This is a genomic window from Acinetobacter sp. LUNF3, from assembly GCF_022699605.1.
In the GTDB taxonomy this organism is placed as follows: Bacteria; Pseudomonadota; Gammaproteobacteria; order Pseudomonadales; family Moraxellaceae; genus Acinetobacter; species Acinetobacter johnsonii.
Map to the genome: position 1 here is coordinate 2,475,397 of NZ_CP093968.1, position 19,938 is coordinate 2,495,334.

The window sequence follows — 19,938 nt, forward strand, 5'->3', positions numbered from 1 at the left end:
ATGCGTATTTTCTCAAATCTGAGCTTAAGCTTACTTGCTGCAAGTAGCTTGGCACTTACAGGCTGTCAACAATTTACCAAACCACAGCTTGACCCAAACACCATACAAACCGAATCTGATCAACACTTTAGCTTACAGGGTAAAATTGGGGTACGTACGCCTGAACAAACAGGCAGTGCTTTTTTTACATGGGTACAACAGCAACAAGAATTTGATATTGAACTCAGTGGAATTTTAGGCGTTGGTAAAACGCAAATTAGTGGTCGTCCAGGTGAAGTTAGCCTGAATAGTGCTAAAACTGGCCTCATCCAAGCTGAAACTCCTGAAGAACTTTTAAAAACAGCAACAGGGTGGCAAGCACCCATCACCCATTTAGTCAATTGGGTTCAAGCCAAACCCGCAACAGTTCAAGCACAAATCCAACGTGACAGTGCCAAACGCGCAGTACAGATCATTGAAGATGGTTGGAGCGTTGAGCTGAGCTATAACGAGCAAGCCCATATGCCAAATCGGTTGATTTTAAAACAAGCACTTGAAAATGGTGCAGAAAACCGTATTACAATGGTCATTCAAAACCGCTAGTTTATCTCGTTATGATCCGTGTCCCTGCCCCATCAAAGCTGAATTTGTTTTTACACATTACGGGTCGCCGTGAAAACGGCTACCACGAACTGCAAAGTATTTTTCAGTTGATCGATCTGTGTGATTGGTTGGAATTTGAGCCTCGTACGGATCAAGAGATTCATATTGAAGGTTTAAACAGTGTCGATTTGAGTCAAAATCTGATTTATAAAGCGACACAGATACTTAAGCCGTATGCACAAACAGCCACCGGTTTATCCATTCGTCTTGAAAAAAATATTCCGATGGGTGCAGGCTTAGGTGGCGGTTCATCGGATGCCGCGACGACATTAATCGTAGTCAATCAACTGTGGCAATGCGGGCTAAATACTGAGCAATTAGCAGACTTGGGTGTTCAGTTAGGCGCAGACGTTCCCATCTTTGTCCATGGTCGCAATGCATGGGCTGAAGGTATAGGTGAGCACTTAACATTCATAGACTTAGATCAAAAACAATACATTGTGCTAAAACCTGATTGTTTTATCAGCACTCAATTGCTTTTTTCACAAAAAACATTGACAAGAAACACGAAGAGCTCTAAATTTTGCGCCTATCAGTTAAAGCCATCTGATTTTGGAAATAATTTTGAGCCTTTGGCAAGAAGTTTATATCCAGAAGTAGATGAAGCGATGCAATATCTCGACCAGTTCGGTGTTGCAAAACTTACAGGTACAGGTGCTTGTGTTTTTGCTGAAGTAACAAGTGATATGAACATTGATGATGTTCTTGCAAATGCACCATGTAAAGCTTACTTGGTCAACAGCTTGAATGAATCACCAATAAGACATTTCCACGTTACCTGATAGGGGTATCGCCAAGTGGTAAGGCACCGGTTTTTGATATCGGCATCCGTTGGTTCGAATCCAGCTACCCCTGCCATTTTATTTCACCTGTAGATGACTGTACTAGGGGTATCGCCAAGTGGTAAGGCACCGGTTTTTGATATCGGCATCCGTTGGTTCGAATCCAGCTACCCCTGCCATTTTACAGTAATCAAATTTAGGGGTATCGCCAAGTGGTAAGGCACCGGTTTTTGATATCGGCATCCGTTGGTTCGAATCCAGCTACCCCTGCCATTTTCCAAAAAAGACAGAACAACACTTTGCTGTTCTACTGTTAATTTACCTTGACAGAAAGACGCAAAAATATTAAAGTTCTGCCGCATTAGGGGTATCGCCAAGTGGTAAGGCACCGGTTTTTGATATCGGCATCCGTTGGTTCGAATCCAGCTACCCCTGCCATCTAATTCCTAAATTGCCAACCGCCAAGGGTGCTTCATGCCCAATCTTGTCGTTTTTAGTGGATCTGCACATCCACAATTCGCCCAAAAAGTCGTAAGCCACTTGCACATCCCTTTAGGTGCTGCATCTATTGGTCAATTTTCTGACGGTGAAATTGCTGTCGAAATTACTGAAAATGTTCGTGGTAAAGACGTATTTATCGTACAACCTACTTGTGCCCCAACGAATGATAACCTAATGGAAATCCTCGTTATGGCTGATGCTTTGCGTCGTGCAAGTGCTGGTCGTATTACCGCAGTGATTCCTTATTTCGGTTATGCGCGTCAAGACCGTCGTCCTCGTTCATCACGTGTTCCAATTACTGCAAAAGTTGTCGCAGATATGCTGACAACTGTAGGAATTGACCGTGTGGTAATGATCGACCTTCACGCTGACCAAATCCAAGGTTTCTTCGATATCCCTGTAGACAACATCTACGGTACACCAGCGCTTTTAGCTGACCTTCGTCAACAATCACATGATAACCTCATGGTGGTTTCTCCTGACGTTGGCGGTGTCGTTCGTGCACGTGCTGTTGCTAAACAAATGGGCGATATTGACCTTGCTATCATCGACAAACGTCGTCAAAAGGCAAACGAATCACAAGTCATGCATTTGATTGGTGATGTTAAAGGCCGTGACTGCGTCATCGTAGATGACATGGTGGATACTGCAGGTACGTTATGTAAAGCTGCTGATGCATTGAAAACATTTGGTGCGCGCAAAGTGGTTGCTTATGCAACTCACCCTGTTTTATCAGGTAAAGCTATCGAAAACTTGAAAAACTCTGTGATTGATGAATTGGTTGTTACAGACACCATTCCTCTTTCTGAAGAAGCTCAAGCTCTTGGTAAGATTCGCCAAGTTTCAGTTGCGAGTATGGTTGCTGAAACAATTCGTCGTATTAACAACGAAGAATCTATTAGCGCAATGTTTGATTCTTATCTATAATATAGCGCTGAATTTTAAAAGCCCTGCTCTGTGCAGGGCTTTGTCTCACTAGGTCGGTCGCAGATCTAGTTTATTTAAAACTTAAATTAAGGATGTCTATCATGGCAAACTTCGTATTAAACGCTCAAGCGCGTGAAGCAGCTAACCAAGGGAAAGGTGCGAGCCGCCGCCTTCGTCATGCTGCTCAAGTTCCAGCAATCATCTACGGTGGTGCTGCTGAACCTGTAGCTGTTACTTTAGAACTTCGTGAGCTTGTTAAAGCTTTAGAAAGCAATGCTTTCTTCGAAGAAGTTGTTGAAATCAAAGTTGGCGACAAAGTTGAAAGCGTTAAAATCAAAGCGTTACAACGTCACCCAGCTAAAAACACACCTATGCACGCTGACTTCGTTCGCGCATAAGTGTTATTGGTGTAATTAGTGTCAAATATTTCACTGATTGTTGGTTTGGGCAACCCAGGTTCTGAGTATGCCCAAACCCGCCATAATGCAGGCTTTTGGTTTGTTGAACGCCTTGCAGAACAATATGGCATTACGCTAAAAAAAGACCCAAAATTCAATGGAATGAGTGGGCGTGGTAATATCGAAGGTCAAGACGTCCGTCTGTTATTACCCACAACCTTTATGAACCTTGTTGGTAAAAGTGTTGTTCCCTTCGCAAAATTCTACAATATTGCTCCAGAAGCAATACTGATTGCTCACGATGAACTGGATATGAACCCTGGTGTCATTCGCCTAAAAACAGGTGGTGGTCATGGTGGTCATAATGGTTTACGTGACATAGTTCCTCATATCGGTCCAAACTTCCATCGCTTACGCATTGGTATTGGTCACCCCGGTTCAAAAGAACGTGTTTCAGGACATGTCTTAAGCAAAGCACCAAGCAATGAACAAAATTTAATGGATGACGCAATCCATCACGCACTGGCTCGCACTAAAATGCTGGTGAATGGTGAGATTCAGCCTGCCATGAATCAAATCAATGCTTACAAACCAAACTGATAAGTCAAAAAAATGTTGAACCATGCTGCTTGCCATACTGTCATTTTAAAGGCAAAATGCGCTTGCCTGATTGCTTATCCAGCAAGTTCAGATTGATTCAACCATAAGATAACGATCTTAGGTCCACTCAGGAGACGCTAGCCATGCTATCTCGTTTATTAAAAGCAAAAATCCACCGTTGTGTTGTTACTCAAGCTGAACTCCATTATGAAGGTTCATGTGCAATCGATGGTCTTTTATTGGATTTAGCCGGTATCCGCGAATATGAAGAAATTCACATGTGGAACGTGACTAATGGTAAGCGTTTCAGTACCTATGCAATTCGTGGCGAAGAAGGTTCTGGCATAATTTCAGTCAATGGCGGTGCAGCACATCAAGCCGATGTAGGCGATTTAATGATTATTGCTACCTTTGGTGATTTTACAGAAGCTGAAGCAAATGCACATAAACCACGTTTAGTTTATGCAAATCCAGATAACACTGTAAGTCACATGGCAAACTGCATTCCAGTACAAGTGGCTTAAGCCCAATAGATTAAAAAAATCCGCTGCGTGCGGATTTTTTATGAGCAGAATAATGCAATTGGATCAATTCTGAGCAGTACGAAATCCGCTCAACCAATCTCGTTTGCTCTCACAGCCTAAATCTTGTAGCTGATCACCTTTCAATGCCGTGAGTATCGCATTGCCCTGCTTATCGACTTTAAACTCAGCATATTCTGCCTGCTGATAACAATCCGCTAAACCTTCTGCAAACAAAAAACTTCTCGATGCAGGATAAAGCTCGCTATAGTGATTATTCGGGTTTTGTAAAATCAGTCGAGCTGTACGAACATTTTTCGGCAACTCAAAATAGCTATGTATCACGCGCCTCTGTGAATCGAGTTCAACATAAGTGAGTACCGAAGATTTGTTCTTAATCACTTCATCAAAATAATGACCTGAAAAAATCTGATCTTCTTGATTGATGTTTGCTTGGCTGGTGCTTTCTGGACTCAAATGTTGAGGCGCAAAATAAAGTTGATAATTCAGCGCCATATAATCCCCCTGAATAATCGAACGCGGGTCTACAGGTTGCAAACGCACATACATGGTTTGACTATTATTTAAGTGCCATTCATTTTTAAAAATTAAGCCTAAAAATACCGCGATGCTGAGTAATGCCAAAACAAGAGGAATCATTTTCTTCATATGCCGAACTCCTCTTTTTGCTTAAATAGCATCAAGCTCAAGGTCAGCAAGAGCAATATCAGACCTGACAAGAACATGCTTAAACTTTTAATTAGAAAGGTCACATCAAGGGAATAATATAAAAACCCTAAAATTAAAGCGAAAGTTGCCAGCGCAAATCCATAGATCACTTTATCTCGTGTTTTTAAAGCCCATGAAATGATGGCCAAACAAATAAAAATATCGAAATAGCCATAAAAAATCAGCCCTACTGCAAAAGCAGTCAAAATAAAATGTGCAAATAAATGAAACTGCTTTTGAATATGTAAAAAGACAAACAGTACAAACCATAAAATCGGTAAGCCAAAAGCCAATATCGGAATGTGCTCAATTTTCGCTAATTCGTATTTCCCAAAGAAAGTATAAAAACCCAAAGAAAATAGAATAATCCCAAGTGCAGAAAGTAATAAACTGCGTTGATATTCAGTTGGCTGTATGAATTTTATGGCCAAAATTCCCAGATAAAAAACATAATTCCAAAGTGCTAGATAAACAAAGTTTTCAACAATATTACGCCAACTGAGATGTGCATTGATATCCCAAATACACGCCACACCTGCTGCATATAAACCCAAAATTTGAACAAAAACAAAGAACCAATGTGTACGCATAAAATAGGCGAGTGCAAGCATCACTAATTGTAAAAATAGAATAGGTATAATTTGATTCATCAAATCAACGGTGTAAAAAATCACCGCAATTTGTCCTGCAACCCAGAGACAATAAGCAAATTGTCTTAAAAACAAACTTTGTTTAGCTTTCAACAAGTAAGCCGCCAAAGCTACAAAGACAATACCCATAATTAAAGAGAAATCCCCCCAAAAGGTCAGCATCAACGTAGCAAAGACGATACCCGCAATCCAAGCTCCTACCGCAAGTGGAATAGCATTGAAGCGACTATGTGGAATAAATTTAATCAAAAGATAAGTGATGAAAGCAAACCACGCAAAAATAATCAGCGCGATAAAAAATAATTCAAAAATTTCATTCTGACCAAACCACTCCGTCACTGCTTTCACAATGACCAAGGTAAAGCTAATGCCCAAGCCAACGGCTGAAAGTACGCTACACAACTGGTCTTTATTTTGATAATAGTAAGCCAGTGAAATGCCCAATAAGATAAAAGACACGATGAAATAAAGAATACTTTTATCCGCATAGAGATACATTGCCATATGCCAAATCGAGAGAATGGCAAACCATAGTAAGAATAAATAACGGAGTTTCGAATAATATTTATTGCAGAGATAGAATTGAATCAGTGCAAATGCATGAATACTGATTAAGAAAATATCTGGATATTGATCTCCCCAAAAGGTTTGGATAAAAAATAGAAACAATGCCAATTGGCTGATAATACATAAAAGGAAAAATACACTGATATTCGGACGATATAGCCACGGTAAAAGCAGCACAGACCAAAGTAAAAATAATAAATAGCTGTCAGCACCCGTTTGATAAATTTGACCAATCACAGCCAAACTTAAACCAATCATCAAACCACAGATACTTTGTAAACATTGCACGAGAAAATCATGTTTTGTCAGCCACAGGCTAAAAACTGCGCTGAGTAATAATAACAACTGAGGAATAGCCAGCTGAATATTCTGTGGCAACATAAACCAATTAGCAGCAACCAAATACAACATACTGACCGCGATGAGTGTAAAACCAAAAACTTGAAGATGCTTTATGAAGGATCCAGCATTCCAAGGATAATCATATTGTTGAATTTTGATCAATTCTAACTCCTCACTCTTATTTTTATCTTGATCATTTCAAACCATTCAAACTATAGAAAAACTTCTTATTCATGTTTATGGTTTTTCTCAGATATTCATTTTTGAACATTAAACTCATACTAAGTGAAATCATACACAGAGAGTGTTGGTCTTTAGCAAAAAAATAACATAAGCAACCCTATAGCAAAATTTGTTCTATGTATAAAACTGATCATTCTAAAACTCCCCCTGTTTTTCTAAATATTTCGCACTATAATGGATTTACATCGCTTCAGGGCGGGGTGTAATTCCCCACCGGTGGTAAGTTCAGTTGAATGACTCAGACTGAATCAGCCCACGAGCCAGCCAAGCAGAAATCATCTATTTGGCTCGCAGATTTGGTTAAATTCCAAAGCCGACGGTATAGTCCGGATGAAAGAAGACGACGTGACCAATAGAATCTCAGGTACAAAACTATGAGGATTTATTGCTACGCCAATTTTTCAAAGTCCTGAAATGTTCAACCGTACTTCAATTTTACGCGAGCGTTTCAATGTCTAGTTTGATTCAACCAGAAATTTTCTTTTCAGCCCTTTCTCCAGCTGAACAACGTCTCCAGCAAGCTTTAGAAGATATTCGCCAAGGCAAACCTGTTTTGGTGATGGATGACTTTGACCGTGAAAACGAAGCCGACCTCATTGTGGCTGCCGAAACTCTCACCGTCGAAACGATGGCTCGCATGATTCGTGATGGTTCTGGCATTGTCTGTTTATGTCTGACCGATGAATTGGCCGATCACTTAGACCTTGTGCCTATGGTGTCAGATAACTCAAGTCAGTTTAAAACAGCATTCACTGTGACCATTGAAGCTTCAACTGGCGTAACCACAGGTGTGTCTGCGCAAGATCGCACCACCACAGTCAAAGCAGCAATTAAAGATGGGGCTGTTGCCAGCGACTTAAACCGCCCTGGTCATGTATTCCCGCTTCGTGCACGCCAAGGCGGTGTACTCACCCGTCGTGGTCATACCGAAGGAACGATTGATTTAGCTCGTTTAGCAGGCTTAAAACCAGCAGGTGTCTTGTGTGAACTAACCAATGCCGATGGGACTATGGCCTCTGGCATTCAAGTGTTGGCATATAGTCCGCACGCCAAAAAACCAATACAATACCGATATGAGTTATCCAATACATTTTAGAAAGAAAATATTAGCCAAGCTTGAAGAAGGTCAATCTATCCGAGCGGTTGCTCAGCACTTCGAAATTAATAAAAATACAATTGTCGAATGGAAAAAGCGAATCGAAATAAAAAGAACTCGACCAAGAAAACCATCTAAAGTTGATGATGATGCCTTACGTGCAGATGTTGAGCAATATCCCGATGATTATCAATATGAACGCGCTGCTCGTTTTGGTTGTGCTACTTCTACAATTGGAGATGCGCTCAAGCGTCTAAATATTACAGTTAAAAAAAGACCTTACGGCACCCGAAAGCAAAAACAGAACTCAGAGAGCAGTATTTAAAAGATTTAAACCGATTAAGGTATCAACACCCGATCATCTATCTTGATGAAAGTGGATTTAAATCTCATGAACATAGACCTCATGGTTATTCAAAACAGGGAACTCCTTGTTATGGAACATATAATTGGCAATTAAAAAATCAAACCAATGCAATAGGAGCAATCCATGAGGGTAAGTTATTTGCAGTGGGTTTATTTGATAGCAAAGTAAATTCGGATGTATTTTATTTTTGGGTAGATCAGTTTTTATTACCAGAACTACCCTCGAATAGTGTAATTGTCATGGACAATGCAGCCTTCCATAAACGACCAGATATACAAGATCTATTAAGCCAACATGGGCATCAAATACTTTGGTTACCACCTTATAGTCCTGACCTTAATCCTATTGAAAAAATGTGGGCATGGGTGAAAGCAAAAAGGAAAAAATGGTTGGTTAACTCAATAGATAAGCTTTTTAGTCGTTTCTTTAACGAGTGTATGGGTAATTAAGCGGTTTGACTATATGCGCAAACGCATCAGTTGACTGTGATCACCATTGAAGAATTGGTGCAATATCGCATTAAACACGGGGTTTGATTTTTAGGCTCCTAATCAAAAAGCCTCCAACATGGAGGCTTTTTGATGCAGCACCATCAGCATCAAGCAAAGACAGTATAAATACCATAGAGCGCAATACTGACCAATATCGCACCACAAACGCCTAACAACTTATTGTACAAAGCGGACTGCGATAGTTTATTAAAACCCAAATAAACCAAAGACAATGTGCTAACGTCTAGAATAATCCAGAGAATGGTCAACAGTACAAGGCTGATATCGACATCACTGGTGACCCCAATGAACTGTGGGAAAAATGAGGCAAAGAAAATAATATCCTTCGGATTTGAAATCCCCACCAAGAAACCTTGCTTAAAGCCCCCCTGCACCGCCTTTAGTTGCACAGGTGATGTTTCTGTTTCTTGTGCAATGGCTTCTTTTAAAATTTGAAAACCGAGATAGGCAATATATACGCAGCCTAAAATTTTAATCGCATTTAGCCAATGCTCTGCAATGTTTAAAAAGCCTTTTAAGATGAGCACAGATAGTACAATGAGAACTAAAGAAGCTAAATTCGTCCCAAAAATGGTTTTTAAGGCTTGTTTATATCCACCTTTTAGACCTGCACTGGCAACCAACAACATCACTGGGCCAGGTGTTGCAATCATGACCACCACAGCCGTACAGTACAACGCCAGTTCAAATACATTCACCATCGAAAAACCCTTTTCCCCCAGTCACTCTCGCAAATAGCTTAGGTATGCGGAGTATTCTTTTTATTCAAACCAAGAGGACTTATTCGTCCTCTTCCATATGGATGAGATGTTGTCGAATTGCGTCAGCACGCAAAAATGCCAAATCATAACTGGCTGTAGCAAGTGCAAGAACACGGCGCTCAAACTCTTGCCAAATCGGTTTCACTTGGTGCGCTTGAATACCTAAACCACTTTCTTCGGTAAAGTTCTTATTTTTTTCACATACTTTTAACGCATGATAAAGCTTCCGCCCTTTTGATGCATCGGGACGTAAACGAACGCGTTTAGATAAAACAAAAGCTTCGACCTGCTGCACATCAGCAAAAGGCAACATTGGCACTAAAATTTGATCTAGTTGCGCATCTAAACGTTGCCAAACTGAACGATGCTGCTCCGAAGTGTAGGTGTTCCACTGAATCACTTCATGATTAAAACGACGACAACCACGACACACAGAATCACCAAATACCGTTGAACAACGCCCTGCACATGGGGTCAAAGAGGCAATTCGACGATCTGTACTCAAAACATACTCCTGTTAATAAACGCACCAAAACAAAACGGATTTTGTCTTTGGCAACTGAATATACACGCTCACCTACTACTTGAGAAGCCATTTAAAATGTTTACTTATCTCGCATCTTGATTCAATTCCATGTAAAATGTGGGCCTTAAAATTATCTATCAAAATACATTGGAGTACTCCATGAACGCTACTGTAGAACAGCTTGCACCTGTAGAACAGCAAGCGACGACTGGTTGGGTTGTTGCCGCACTTTATCAATTCAAAGAAGTTCAAGATCCTGCTGATCTTCAACAACGTCTTTTAGACTTGGTAAAAACCATCAACCTATGTGGTACTCTGATTGTAGCGGGCGAAGGCATTAATGGTACGGTTGCAGGCGACCGTGACGCTATCGATATAATTCATCAATTCCTTCTGAATGAAGGTTTTAACGAAATGGAATACAAAGAGTCTGATAGTGCAGACAAACCATTTCGTAAAATGAAGATTAAACTTAAAAAAGAAATCGTGACTTTAGGCGTTGAAGTAAAACCACGTGATTTAGTCGGTCACTACCTTGATCCGAAAGAATGGAATGACCTGATTGCTCGTGATGACGTCATTTTGATTGATACACGTAATGACTATGAATACAAAGCTGGAACATTTAAGGGTGCTATTGACCCGAAAACAGAAAGTTTCCGAGAATTTCCAGAATACGTTAAACAAAACCTTGAACAGCACAAAGATAAAAAAATTGCGATGTTCTGTACAGGTGGTATCCGCTGTGAAAAATCGACCTCCCTTCTTCTTCAAGAAGGTTTCAACGAGGTTTATCACTTAAAAGGCGGCATCTTAAAATACTTAGAAGAAACCCCTGCTGAACAAAGCATGTGGGAAGGCGAATGTTTCGTTTTTGATGGTCGTACTGCTGTCACTCATGGTGTTGAAGAAGGCCTTAACATTAAGTGTCATGCTTGTGGTTGGCCACTTCTTCCTGCTGAAGCAGAAGAACCTAGCTATGAACATGGTGTGTCATGCAAATACTGTATCGACAACACCACAGAAAAACAAAAAGAAGGCTTCCGTATGCGCCAGTCACAAATTGCTGCGGCTAAACGTAAACGCCTTTAAAATCATTCAGATGATTTAAGTCAAGAATAAGCCCTCATTTGAGGGCTTATTCTTTTATGCAGTTCGCATTTTTTAAAAATATTTAACAATTTTGTCACAACATTGAACTCAATCTGAGTCATACTGTATAAATAATAAGCTAAAGTGGTGCCCTGAAGGTCTCCACATAACAATAAAAATGACATGCCTAAACGACGAAAATAGGATGATTGCCATGCATAAAATAATCATGCCACGCCATCGCACACTGATTCGCAATGCCGCAGCAAGCCGTATCGAACAATATCACAATACCAGCTTCAACCAAATCAAAGCCAAGCTTGAACAACGCACGCATTTATTTATCGTAGTTTTGGGCATGTTGATTGGTTCAAGTATTGCCCTCGGCATTGGTTACCATTTAAGTTCAAATCTCTTAAATTATACGCTGCTTAGTTTAATCCCGATTGCGTTGGCCTATATAGTCCGCACGCCAAAAAACCAATACAATACCGATATGAGTTATCCAATACATTTTAGAAAGAAAATATTAGCCAAGCTTGAAGAAGGTCAATCTATCCGAGCGGTTGCTCAGCACTTCGAAATTAATAAAAATACAATTGTCGAATGGAAAAAGCGAATCGAAATAAAAAGAACTCGACCAAGAAAACCATCTAAAGTTGATGATGATGCCTTACGTGCAGATGTTGAGCAATATCCCGATGATTATCAATATGAACGCGCTGCTCGTTTTGGTTGTGCTACTTCTACAATTGGAGATGCGCTCAAGCGTCTAAATATTACAGTTAAAAAAAGACCTTACGGCACCCGAAAGCAAAAACAGAACTCAGAGAGCAGTATTTAAAAGATTTAAACCGATTAAGGTATCAACACCCGATCATCTATCTTGATGAAAGTGGATTTAAATCTCATGAACATAGACCTCATGGTTATTCAAAACAGGGAACTCCTTGTTATGGAACATATAATTGGCAATTAAAAAATCAAACCAATGCAATAGGAGCAATCCATGAGGGTAAGTTATTTGCAGTGGGTTTATTTGATAGCAAAGTAAATTCGGATGTATTTTATTTTTGGGTAGATCAGTTTTTATTACCAGAACTACCCTCGAATAGTGTAATTGTCATGGACAATGCAGCCTTCCATAAACGACCAGATATACAAGATCTATTAAGCCAACATGGGCATCAAATACTTTGGTTACCACCTTATAGTCCTGACCTTAATCCTATTGAAAAAATGTGGGCATGGGTGAAAGCAAAAAGGAAAAAATGGTTGGTTAACTCAATAGATAAGCTTTTTAGTCGTTTCTTTAACGAGTGTATGGGTAATTAAGCGGTTTGACTATAGCTTACGTAAAGTCTATATTCACACCCTGACACATACCCGTTTCGATGAATAGAAAACAATACATTTCAATTCTTTACCCACATGCGATAAGTCCTTAAGATAACTTATCGCATTTATTTTTATGGTCTATATGAACCTCACTGCATGGATCATCTCTGTCATGGAACAACTGGGTTATTGGGGAATAGCCTTACTGATGTTTCTTGATAATGTTTTTCCGCCTATTCCTTCTGAAATTATCATGCCTTCTGCAGGTTATGCCGCCTCACAAGGCGAGTTGGTTTTAGTTGGGGTCATTATTGCAGGATGTATTGGTTCACTCTTTGCCGCAGCAGTGCTGTATTGGATCGGCTATCAATTTAAACAAGAGCATATTTTCAGATGGGTCGACCGCTATGGTAAATATCTATTTATCAAATCCGCCGATGTGAAAAAATCCTTAGATTGGTTTGAGCAGTATGGTCACCGTATTGTATTTTTTGGTCGTATGATTCCTGCAGTGCGTTCACTGATTAGCATCCCTGCGGGGATGAGCCGTATGCCCTTTTGGAAGTTCATGTTTTATAGTGGACTCGGTACAATTATCTGGACAACATTTTTAGCAACAGTCGGCTATTACTTTGGTGAAAACCAAGCACTGATGCATCAAATTTTTAGCAAAGTCGGTTATGTCATTATTGCCATTGTCGCTGTGATTATCCTTTGGTTTTTATATCGCAGAAATTTAGGTAAAACACGCGGCTAATTTATTTATTTTGGGGAAATACATGAAACACTATTTACTGCATTTTGCGGCGGTATATAGCATTGCTTTGGTGCTGTTAATCACCGTACTGGTCTTTGGTTTAAACCTTAGCGGTTTAGTCTTAATTCCGACCTTAGTGGCTTGTGCACTGATTAGTGTCGGACACTTTGTGAAGAAGGAACAGCGTGTTCCAAATAATCATGAAAAAATTCAACTGGTTTGGGGTTCAAGTGCAGTCGCAATTATCGTCGGTAGTTTCTTTGTGCTGTTTTTAGTACTGATGAATCCCAATGCTGAAGCGATTATGAAATCCGTCGATAATGCCGGCATTGAACTCACCGCTGTCGTTATGCTGTGTATGGTCGCGATTCATGGTGCTATTTTTCATATTGCCTATGGTTGGTACGCAGACTATTGTTTTAAAAAGTTGCCATAAAAAAAGCACCTCGTTTGAGGTGTTTTTTTTATGCTTGATAGATAACAATCAAATGCCGCACGTCATTAGTGCTTTTGAGCGGAAAGTGCCATTAACTTTGTTTGGCTGGCTCTCATTTCTTCAATCAACCAACCTTTAAAAATGACTTTATGCTGATCATCCTCAAAAGGAGATGCGGAAAGTAGATAATAACCGGAGCCGTCTTGCACAATCGGGGTAAGCATATCTAACATTTGAAAATCGAGCTCTTTTTCAACCATATAGGCTGACACCACTGTTGCCCCCAACCCTGCTAAAGATGCCTCTATACACAAATAAAAATGTTCCAATGCTACTTTTTGAAAGTGCTTAAACTGCGTTTTATATGCATCCTTAAATTGTGTCCAAATTTTAGGTCTCGAACTGGAAATATACAGCTGAGACATCGGGGCTAAATGATTATGACGCGACACACAAACCATATACTCATCCGCCATTTTTTCGATATAAATGACCTTGCTCCAGTCAAAATCATTGCGCCTTAGGGCCAAGTCGATGTTTTGTACTTTAAAATCCGCTTCTTCACCACCTGTTAACAAACTGATATCAATCTCAAGATAACGCAGCTTAAATTGAACCAAGCGCGGAATCAGCCATTTCATGGCATGGTCGGTTCACAGGATAAGATTAAGCTCTTCTTCTCATTCTTCTTTTCTCTTGTTATCTGCACGAGGCACTGGTCAATCTAAGGAAACACCTGCTCACAACAATCAAACAGTTTTAGGCCATCACCCGTCAGCTGTAACTTTTTGCCGTCACGAATATATAAACAACGCCCCAGTGCCTCTTCCAAATTTTTTAACTCCTTACTGACCGCCCCTTGAGTCAAAAAAGTTTTTCAGCAGCGATGGTGACACTGTCATAATGGGCGACATAATAAAAAAACTTAAGAGAACTCAGCGATAAGCGCTCAATCATTCCAAAAACTCATCAATAGCAATAATTAAAATCCATTTTCGCTATAGCAAATATATGAAAAATATATAAATCCTTTAATTCAATCCGAAAAAGGATCAATGAGTGAATGAAATTATAGCAATTGCAGTTATCACCCTACTTGCAGTCATCAGTCCCGATGCTGACTTCGCTTTGGTCAGCCGAAATAGATATCTATATGGGCGTAAACAAGGAATCTATACCGCATATGGTATTGCTTGTGCTGTATGGATCCACATTAGCTATAGTGTACTGGGGCTCAGCTTCTTAAAGCACTACATTCCAAAACTATTGCATATCATTCAATATATTGGCGCACTGTACCTGATGTATATCGGGTACAAAACATTTACCCAACAGCAAATTAGTGACCATGCCACTCATACCTTGCTGCGCCCACGGCAAGCATTTATACAAGGTTTTCTAGGCAACAGCTTAAATCCCAAAACTACCCTATTTGTGATGAGCATCTTTGCACAGTTGTTGCGAGGCAATCATGGTCTGACGCATTTAATCGGTTATGGCATGTTTATCTCGGCCAGTCATCTGCTGTGGTTTTTGCTCATTTCACTATTCTGTTCGACCCCAGTGATCCGAAATAAAATTTTACGCAAACAAGTGAGTATTAACCGTGTCATCGGTACCGTACTCGCAACTTTAGGACTTTGCTTATTTCTCACAAACTAAGCATGAGTGGTACCTGCGTTTAAACACTAAAAATTGGGCATAAAAAAACGTCCTCTAGGGACGTTTTTTTATTTGCTTACTAATGCCTGCATCGCTGATGCCACAACGCAAGAACAATTATGCTGGCGTATGATACATGAGATAAAGTTCGTTTAAGTTCTCTGGAATTTCTTCTGCAAGCTCATCCATTAACTGACCGTTACGACGGAAAGTTTCCATTTGCGGATCTTCTTCATCAATCCCACTAAATACCATAATTGGTAAAGTAAGATCGACCAGTTGCTCTTCAAACTCAGGCGTAAACCATGCATCTTCATTGAGGAACATTGCATCGACAAAACCAACGCTCCAATCCCCTAAACTTGACTCAACATCTGCCTCTTCAATTTCAAAAGGAAATTCAATCCCTTCTTCATTGGCAAGGTTTTGACGAATAGACTCAAGCCAAGCTTTCACTTGCGCGATGATCTCGGCAGGCACTTTCTTTTGATTATTATCAAAAAGTTCATCCAACCATTTTGCAAAAGTAGGACCAACTGCAATTGCACACAAGAAACCATGAGTCGCTGCAAAATCTAGACCATACTCATTTTGGTCACCATCTAGATATTCACTCAATAAGTCTAAATCTAAAGCACTCATTTCAAATCCAAATTCAGAAACTGATTAGGGCATTAGCATAGCATTTTCAGACACGATGCTACATCTGATTTTAGTCTTCTTCGTCGTCAAAATCGTCGTCATCGTCGATGTCGTAATCAAAATCTTTAAGCTCACGTTCCAAACGGCGCTGTGCAAGAAGGTCATCAATCAGGCGACGTTTTTCTAATGATTCTTTCGCACTAATTTTACTTGATGACTCATCAAAATTAACATCATCATCAGCGTAGTTATCATCTAGTTCAAAATCTGTAGAAGACACTAAAACTACCTCATAGTGAAAAAATGTGAAGGGTCTTAGCCGCTATTTATATGGGTTCCAAAACCTTGTCAAGTTTTATTTGCATTTAGAGCAATTAATTTGACTTTTAGTCTTTATTTCTAACCAATTTTTATGGCATGATATAATCCACCCTGCGTCTTTGTAGTTTACGACTTTAAATGGTCACATAAAATCCAAATTGTTCAGATTTCAAATTTGGGTTTTGAACTTGAGCACGCTCGGGATGAACTTGAAAACAACAAATTCACCCCCATCTAAATCACTGAATTTATATTTTTAATATTTTATCAGGCAGCTTTTGGCTGACTATCCCTGATGGAATACGCAGTTATTTACAAATAAGTTTATGAAGCGAATTGTGCCCAGATGCACAGTTTTCCACTGCCACAGATTCAACGAAGAGTAAGCAAAGATGAGCGATATGACTTCCCCTACTTCACAAGTAGCGGCTCTGATTAGCCGAGGCAAAGAGCAAGGTTACCTAACTTACGCTGAGGTTAACGATCATCTCCCAGACTCGATCACTGAAAGCGAACAGATTGAAGACATCATTCAAATGCTTCAAGACGTCGGTATTCCTGTACACGAACGTGCACCTGAATCTGATGATGCAATGTTTGAGGGTGGTAATGAAGCTGCCGATGAAGTTGCTGAAGAAGAAGCCGCTGCTGTTCTTGCCTCTGTAGAAAATGAGCCTGGTCGTACCACTGACCCTGTCCGCATGTATATGCGTGAAATGGGTACTGTTGAACTGTTGACGCGCGAAGGCGAAATCAGTATTGCAAAACGTATTGAAGAAGGGATTCGTGACGTTCTTCACTCGATTGCTTACTGGCCAAATGCGGTTGAAGTGGTATTACAAGAATACAAAGATTATGAAGCAGGCGAACGTCGCCTTGCGGACATCCTTTCAGGTTATTTAGACCCTGAAACTGATGAAGCGATTCCAGAAGTCCTTGAAGAAGAGTCTGAAATTGATGAAGAAGACTCTTCAACCAAGTCTACCAAAGATGTGAAATTGGATGATGACGAGGAAGAAGAAGAGTCTGAAAGTGATGATGATTCTGAAGGTGAATCTGGCCCAGATCCTGAAATTGCCAAAGCGCGTTTTGACGAACTGACTGCGGCTTGGAAAAACACCCAAACCATCATCGAGAAACATGGTCGTTCAAGCAAAGAAGCAGAAGACGCTTTAGAGTCACTTGCAACTGTGTTTATGATGTTCAAATTTACACCACGTTTATTTGACATCATTTCGGAAATGATCCGCGGTACTCATGAACAAATCCGTACCTCTGAACGTGAAGTAATGCGCTATGCAGTACGTCGTGGTCGTATGGATCGTACTCAATTCCGTACCTCTTTCCCAGGTCAAGAGTCAAACTTTGCTTGGTTAGATGAACAAATTGCGAAAGCTTCACCAGACCAAAAAGGCTATCTTGAAAAAGTACGCCCTGACGTTTTAGCGTTCCAACAAAAAATTGCAGACATCGAAAAAGATTTGGGCCTTGATGTTAAAGGCATCAAAGAGATTTCAAAACGTATGGCTGTAGGCGAAGCGAAAGCACGCCGCGCGAAAAAAGAAATGGTTGAAGCGAACTTACGTTTGGTCATTTCGATTGCGAAAAAATACACCAACCGTGGCTTACAATTCTTGGACTTGATCCAAGAAGGTAACATTGGTTTGATGAAAGCGGTAGACAAGTTTGAATACCGTCGTGGTTATAAGTTCTCGACTTATGCAACGTGGTGGATTCGTCAGGCCATTACTCGTTCGATTGCCGACCAAGCACGTACCATTCGTATTCCAGTACACATGATCGAAACCATTAACAAGATCAACCGTGTATCACGCCAACTTCTGCAAGAAATGGGCCGTGAACCAACACCTGAAGAACTCGGTGAACGTTTGGAAATGGACGAAGTCAAAGTGCGTAAAGTGCTGAAAATCGCCAAAGAACCAATTTCGATGGAAACACCGATTGGCGATGATGAAGATTCGCATTTGGGTGACTTCATTGAAGACAGCAACATCACTTCACCTGTCGATGCTGCAACGTCTGAAGGATTAAAAGAAGCAACGCGTGAAGTGCTTGAAAACTTGACTGAACGTGAAGCGAAAGTCTTGAAAATGCGTTTTGGTATCGACATGCCAACGGACCATACTTTGGAAGAAGTAGGTAAACAGTTTGACGTGACACGTGAACGTATTCGTCAGATTGAAGCGAAAGCACTGCGTAAATTACGTCATCCTTCTCGTTCTGAACACTTACGTTCATTCCTAGAAAACGACTAATTAATACCGATACACTGGAGACTTGAAATTTAATCACGAGTCTCCATTAAGTATTTAAGAGCAACACCTAACGGCTGCAGTTTCGCAGGCGTTTGAAATAAGGGGGACTGACGCTCATGACTATGTTAGACCGTACACCATCACGTGAATTACAAGAACATCTTTGGGTATTCCCTATGGACTACCCAATCAAACTCATTGGCTTTGCGAGCACTGAGTTACATGTTGCAGTGGTTGAAATTTTAGTCAAACATTTTCCAGAATTTGATGGTGAATCGATCCAAGTCCAGCCATCACGCACAGGTAAATACCATTCTTTAACTGCCCAATTGCGTTTTGAAGAATTAGAACAAGTTCATCAACTGTATGCAGACCTTGCGGCTTGTCCGTTAATTAAAACGGCGCTGTAATGCAAATGATGTATCAATGAGACACGCTTACGAGCGTGTTTTTTTGTGCCTAAATTTTTGATCTATTGAATTCAGCTTATTCACTGAAGAAATCCCCCTACGCTCTAGATCTTTTCTTTATAATTTCAGACATACTTTTTGTTTTATAAGGACGCAAGTGCCGTGTCAGATGCCGTTCTCAAACCACAACTCATTATTCGCCAGTTTGATACCTTAACTTCATATGCTGACCGTTTTGTAGAAATGAAAGCACTGACTGAACAACGAGATGCAGACACACCAGATGAACTTTGGATTTTACAACATCACGACGTGCTCACCCAAGGCCAAGCTGGAAAACCTGAACACATCCTCATGAGCAGCAACATTCCTGTGGTACAAACGGATCGCGGAGGCCAAGTCACTTGGCATGGTCCTGGGCAGTTGGTTGCCTATTTTATGTTTGACCTCAACCGACTTGGTTGGAACGTCCGTACATTAGTGTCTTATGCTGAAAATCTGATGATTGAGTTACTCAAAAAATATGAAATTGAAGCCTATGCCAAACCTGATGCACCCGGCGTATATGTCGATGGACGCAAGATTGGCTCATTAGGTTTTAAAATTCGTAAAGGGCGCAGTTATCACGGTTTGTCCTTAAATATTGATTGTGACTTATTTGGATTTCACACTATTAATCCATGCGGCTATGCGGGCTTAGAAATGGTGCGTATCTCAGACCTCAAATCAGACTACCCGCGTTTTGAAAACTTATGTGCCGACATTATTGAAACTTTACAGCACAGCGGTTACTTTAAAGAAGTTCAAGTACAGCATATATAAAGGCTTTGCTTTTCATGG

General features: G+C 40.4%; 21 protein-coding genes, 4 tRNA genes, 5 pseudogenes and 1 riboswitch. Of the genes and pseudogenes, 23 read left to right on the forward strand and 7 right to left on the reverse strand.

Annotated features, from left to right (window positions below; all coding sequences use genetic code 11):
• The 10 genes from lolB (at position 1) to panD (ending at position 4,374) form a co-directional block, all read left to right on the forward strand.
• On the forward strand, positions 1-582 hold the full coding sequence (gene lolB, locus MN200_RS12060) for a lipoprotein insertase outer membrane protein LolB (protein WP_178928225.1): 582 nt from the start codon (positions 1-3) through the stop codon (positions 580-582).
• An 11-nt stretch (positions 583-593) separates the two neighbouring features.
• The gene (ispE, locus tag MN200_RS12065; RefSeq protein ID WP_242759457.1) at positions 594-1,424 is read left to right on the forward strand and encodes a 4-(cytidine 5'-diphospho)-2-C-methyl-D-erythritol kinase; all 831 of its coding nucleotides are present in this window, start codon (positions 594-596) and stop codon (positions 1,422-1,424) included.
• A gap of 1 nt (position 1,425) precedes the next feature.
• Positions 1,426-1,500, forward strand: a tRNA-Gln gene (locus MN200_RS12070).
• Positions 1,501-1,528: 28 nt separating this feature from the next.
• Positions 1,529-1,603 (forward strand) — tRNA-Gln (locus tag MN200_RS12075).
• A gap of 19 nt (positions 1,604-1,622) precedes the next feature.
• Positions 1,623-1,697 (forward strand) — tRNA-Gln (locus tag MN200_RS12080).
• Positions 1,698-1,787: 90 nt separating this feature from the next.
• A tRNA-Gln gene (locus tag MN200_RS12085) sits at positions 1,788-1,862 on the forward strand.
• Between the two features lie 36 nt (positions 1,863-1,898).
• Entirely contained in the window at positions 1,899-2,852 is a 954-nt protein-coding gene (locus MN200_RS12090; RefSeq protein WP_004695513.1) for a ribose-phosphate pyrophosphokinase, read from the forward strand.
• Between the two features lie 101 nt (positions 2,853-2,953).
• Positions 2,954-3,250, forward strand: a complete 297-nt coding sequence (rplY, locus tag MN200_RS12095; protein ID WP_058870099.1) for a 50S ribosomal protein L25 — start codon at positions 2,954-2,956, stop codon at positions 3,248-3,250.
• An 18-nt stretch (positions 3,251-3,268) separates the two neighbouring features.
• Positions 3,269-3,850 (forward strand): aminoacyl-tRNA hydrolase, encoded by a 582-nt coding sequence (gene pth / locus MN200_RS12100; protein ID WP_004695508.1) that lies wholly within the window; start codon positions 3,269-3,271, stop codon positions 3,848-3,850.
• Positions 3,851-3,993: 143 nt separating this feature from the next.
• On the forward strand, positions 3,994-4,374 hold the full coding sequence (panD, locus tag MN200_RS12105) for an aspartate 1-decarboxylase (protein ID WP_004695506.1): 381 nt from the start codon (positions 3,994-3,996) through the stop codon (positions 4,372-4,374).
• A gap of 63 nt (positions 4,375-4,437) precedes the next feature.
• On the opposite strand, the gene MN200_RS12110 is transcribed toward panD, so the two are convergent.
• On the reverse strand, positions 4,438-5,040 hold the full coding sequence (locus MN200_RS12110) for a GDYXXLXY domain-containing protein (protein ID WP_058870100.1): 603 nt from the start codon (positions 5,038-5,040) through the stop codon (positions 4,438-4,440).
• Positions 5,037-6,821: a DUF2157 domain-containing protein gene (locus MN200_RS12115; protein WP_058870101.1), complete on the reverse strand. Its 1,785-nt coding sequence runs from the start codon at positions 6,819-6,821 to the stop codon at positions 5,037-5,039. The genes MN200_RS12110 and MN200_RS12115 overlap by 4 nt, the downstream gene beginning before the upstream one ends.
• Before the next feature lie 264 nt (positions 6,822-7,085).
• Positions 7,086-7,248, forward strand: a riboswitch (FMN riboswitch).
• 105 nt (positions 7,249-7,353) lie between these two features.
• Here MN200_RS12115 and ribB point away from each other — a divergent pair.
• The 4 genes and pseudogenes from ribB to MN200_RS12135 all read left to right on the forward strand — a co-directional run.
• Positions 7,354-7,944, forward strand: a pseudogene (ribB, locus tag MN200_RS12120) (3,4-dihydroxy-2-butanone-4-phosphate synthase); the annotation flags it as partial.
• 31 nt (positions 7,945-7,975) lie between these two features.
• Positions 7,976-8,323 (forward strand): IS630 transposase-related protein, encoded by a 348-nt coding sequence (locus tag MN200_RS12125; protein WP_039890557.1) that lies wholly within the window; start codon positions 7,976-7,978, stop codon positions 8,321-8,323.
• Between the two features lie 17 nt (positions 8,324-8,340).
• Positions 8,341-8,814 (forward strand): annotated as a pseudogene (locus tag MN200_RS12130) (IS630 family transposase); the annotation flags it as partial.
• A 12-nt stretch (positions 8,815-8,826) separates the two neighbouring features.
• Positions 8,827-8,901, forward strand: a pseudogene (locus tag MN200_RS12135) (3,4-dihydroxy-2-butanone-4-phosphate synthase); the annotation flags it as partial.
• A gap of 62 nt (positions 8,902-8,963) precedes the next feature.
• Here the strand turns inward: MN200_RS12135 and MN200_RS12140 are convergent.
• Complete coding sequence (locus MN200_RS12140) at positions 8,964-9,575, reverse strand: LysE family translocator (protein WP_058870191.1); 612 nt, start codon at positions 9,573-9,575, stop codon at positions 8,964-8,966.
• 82 nt (positions 9,576-9,657) lie between these two features.
• Positions 9,658-10,143 carry a DUF1289 domain-containing protein gene (locus MN200_RS12145; RefSeq protein WP_004982805.1) on the reverse strand — a complete coding sequence of 162 codons (486 nt, stop codon included), beginning with the start codon at positions 10,141-10,143 and terminating at the stop codon, positions 9,658-9,660.
• A 180-nt stretch (positions 10,144-10,323) separates the two neighbouring features.
• On the opposite strand from MN200_RS12145, the gene MN200_RS12150 reads away from it, so the two are divergent.
• The 5 genes and pseudogenes from MN200_RS12150 to MN200_RS12170 all read left to right on the forward strand — a co-directional run bounded on the left by MN200_RS12150 (position 10,324) and on the right by MN200_RS12170 (position 13,787).
• Positions 10,324-11,256 (forward strand): rhodanese-related sulfurtransferase, encoded by a 933-nt coding sequence (locus MN200_RS12150; RefSeq protein WP_058870105.1) that lies wholly within the window; start codon positions 10,324-10,326, stop codon positions 11,254-11,256.
• A 496-nt stretch (positions 11,257-11,752) separates the two neighbouring features.
• On the forward strand, positions 11,753-12,100 hold the full coding sequence (locus MN200_RS12155) for an IS630 transposase-related protein (RefSeq protein ID WP_039890557.1): 348 nt from the start codon (positions 11,753-11,755) through the stop codon (positions 12,098-12,100).
• A gap of 17 nt (positions 12,101-12,117) precedes the next feature.
• A pseudogene (locus tag MN200_RS12160) lies at positions 12,118-12,591 on the forward strand (IS630 family transposase); the annotation flags it as partial.
• Between the two features lie 145 nt (positions 12,592-12,736).
• Entirely contained in the window at positions 12,737-13,351 is a 615-nt protein-coding gene (locus MN200_RS12165) for a DedA family protein (RefSeq protein WP_058870192.1), read from the forward strand.
• A 22-nt stretch (positions 13,352-13,373) separates the two neighbouring features.
• The gene (locus MN200_RS12170) at positions 13,374-13,787 is read left to right on the forward strand and encodes an ABZJ_00895 family protein (protein ID WP_058870107.1); all 414 of its coding nucleotides are present in this window, start codon (positions 13,374-13,376) and stop codon (positions 13,785-13,787) included.
• Positions 13,788-13,852: 65 nt separating this feature from the next.
• Here the strand turns inward: MN200_RS12170 and MN200_RS12175 are convergent.
• Positions 13,853-14,744, reverse strand: a pseudogene (locus MN200_RS12175) (LysR family transcriptional regulator).
• Between the two features lie 102 nt (positions 14,745-14,846).
• On the opposite strand from MN200_RS12175, the gene MN200_RS12180 reads away from it, so the two are divergent.
• Positions 14,847-15,449, forward strand: a complete 603-nt coding sequence (locus tag MN200_RS12180) for a LysE family translocator (protein ID WP_058870108.1) — start codon at positions 14,847-14,849, stop codon at positions 15,447-15,449.
• A 117-nt stretch (positions 15,450-15,566) separates the two neighbouring features.
• Here the strand turns inward: MN200_RS12180 and MN200_RS12185 are convergent, their stop codons facing one another.
• The gene (locus MN200_RS12185; protein ID WP_004695482.1) at positions 15,567-16,091 is read right to left on the reverse strand and encodes a YecA family protein; all 525 of its coding nucleotides are present in this window, start codon (positions 16,089-16,091) and stop codon (positions 15,567-15,569) included.
• A 70-nt stretch (positions 16,092-16,161) separates the two neighbouring features.
• Complete coding sequence (locus MN200_RS12190) at positions 16,162-16,371, reverse strand: hypothetical protein (RefSeq protein ID WP_004982817.1); 210 nt, start codon at positions 16,369-16,371, stop codon at positions 16,162-16,164.
• A gap of 433 nt (positions 16,372-16,804) precedes the next feature.
• On the opposite strand from MN200_RS12190, the gene rpoD reads away from it, so the two are divergent.
• From rpoD to lipB, 3 genes are all read left to right on the forward strand, one after another.
• Positions 16,805-18,688 carry an RNA polymerase sigma factor RpoD gene (rpoD, locus tag MN200_RS12195; RefSeq protein WP_058870109.1) on the forward strand — a complete coding sequence of 628 codons (1,884 nt, stop codon included), beginning with the start codon at positions 16,805-16,807 and terminating at the stop codon, positions 18,686-18,688.
• Between the two features lie 122 nt (positions 18,689-18,810).
• The gene (locus MN200_RS12200; protein WP_010327321.1) at positions 18,811-19,098 is read left to right on the forward strand and encodes a DUF493 domain-containing protein; all 288 of its coding nucleotides are present in this window, start codon (positions 18,811-18,813) and stop codon (positions 19,096-19,098) included.
• A 162-nt stretch (positions 19,099-19,260) separates the two neighbouring features.
• Positions 19,261-19,920: a lipoyl(octanoyl) transferase LipB gene (gene lipB, locus MN200_RS12205; protein ID WP_058870110.1), complete on the forward strand. Its 660-nt coding sequence runs from the start codon at positions 19,261-19,263 to the stop codon at positions 19,918-19,920.
• Positions 19,921-19,938: the final 18 nt, after the last annotated feature.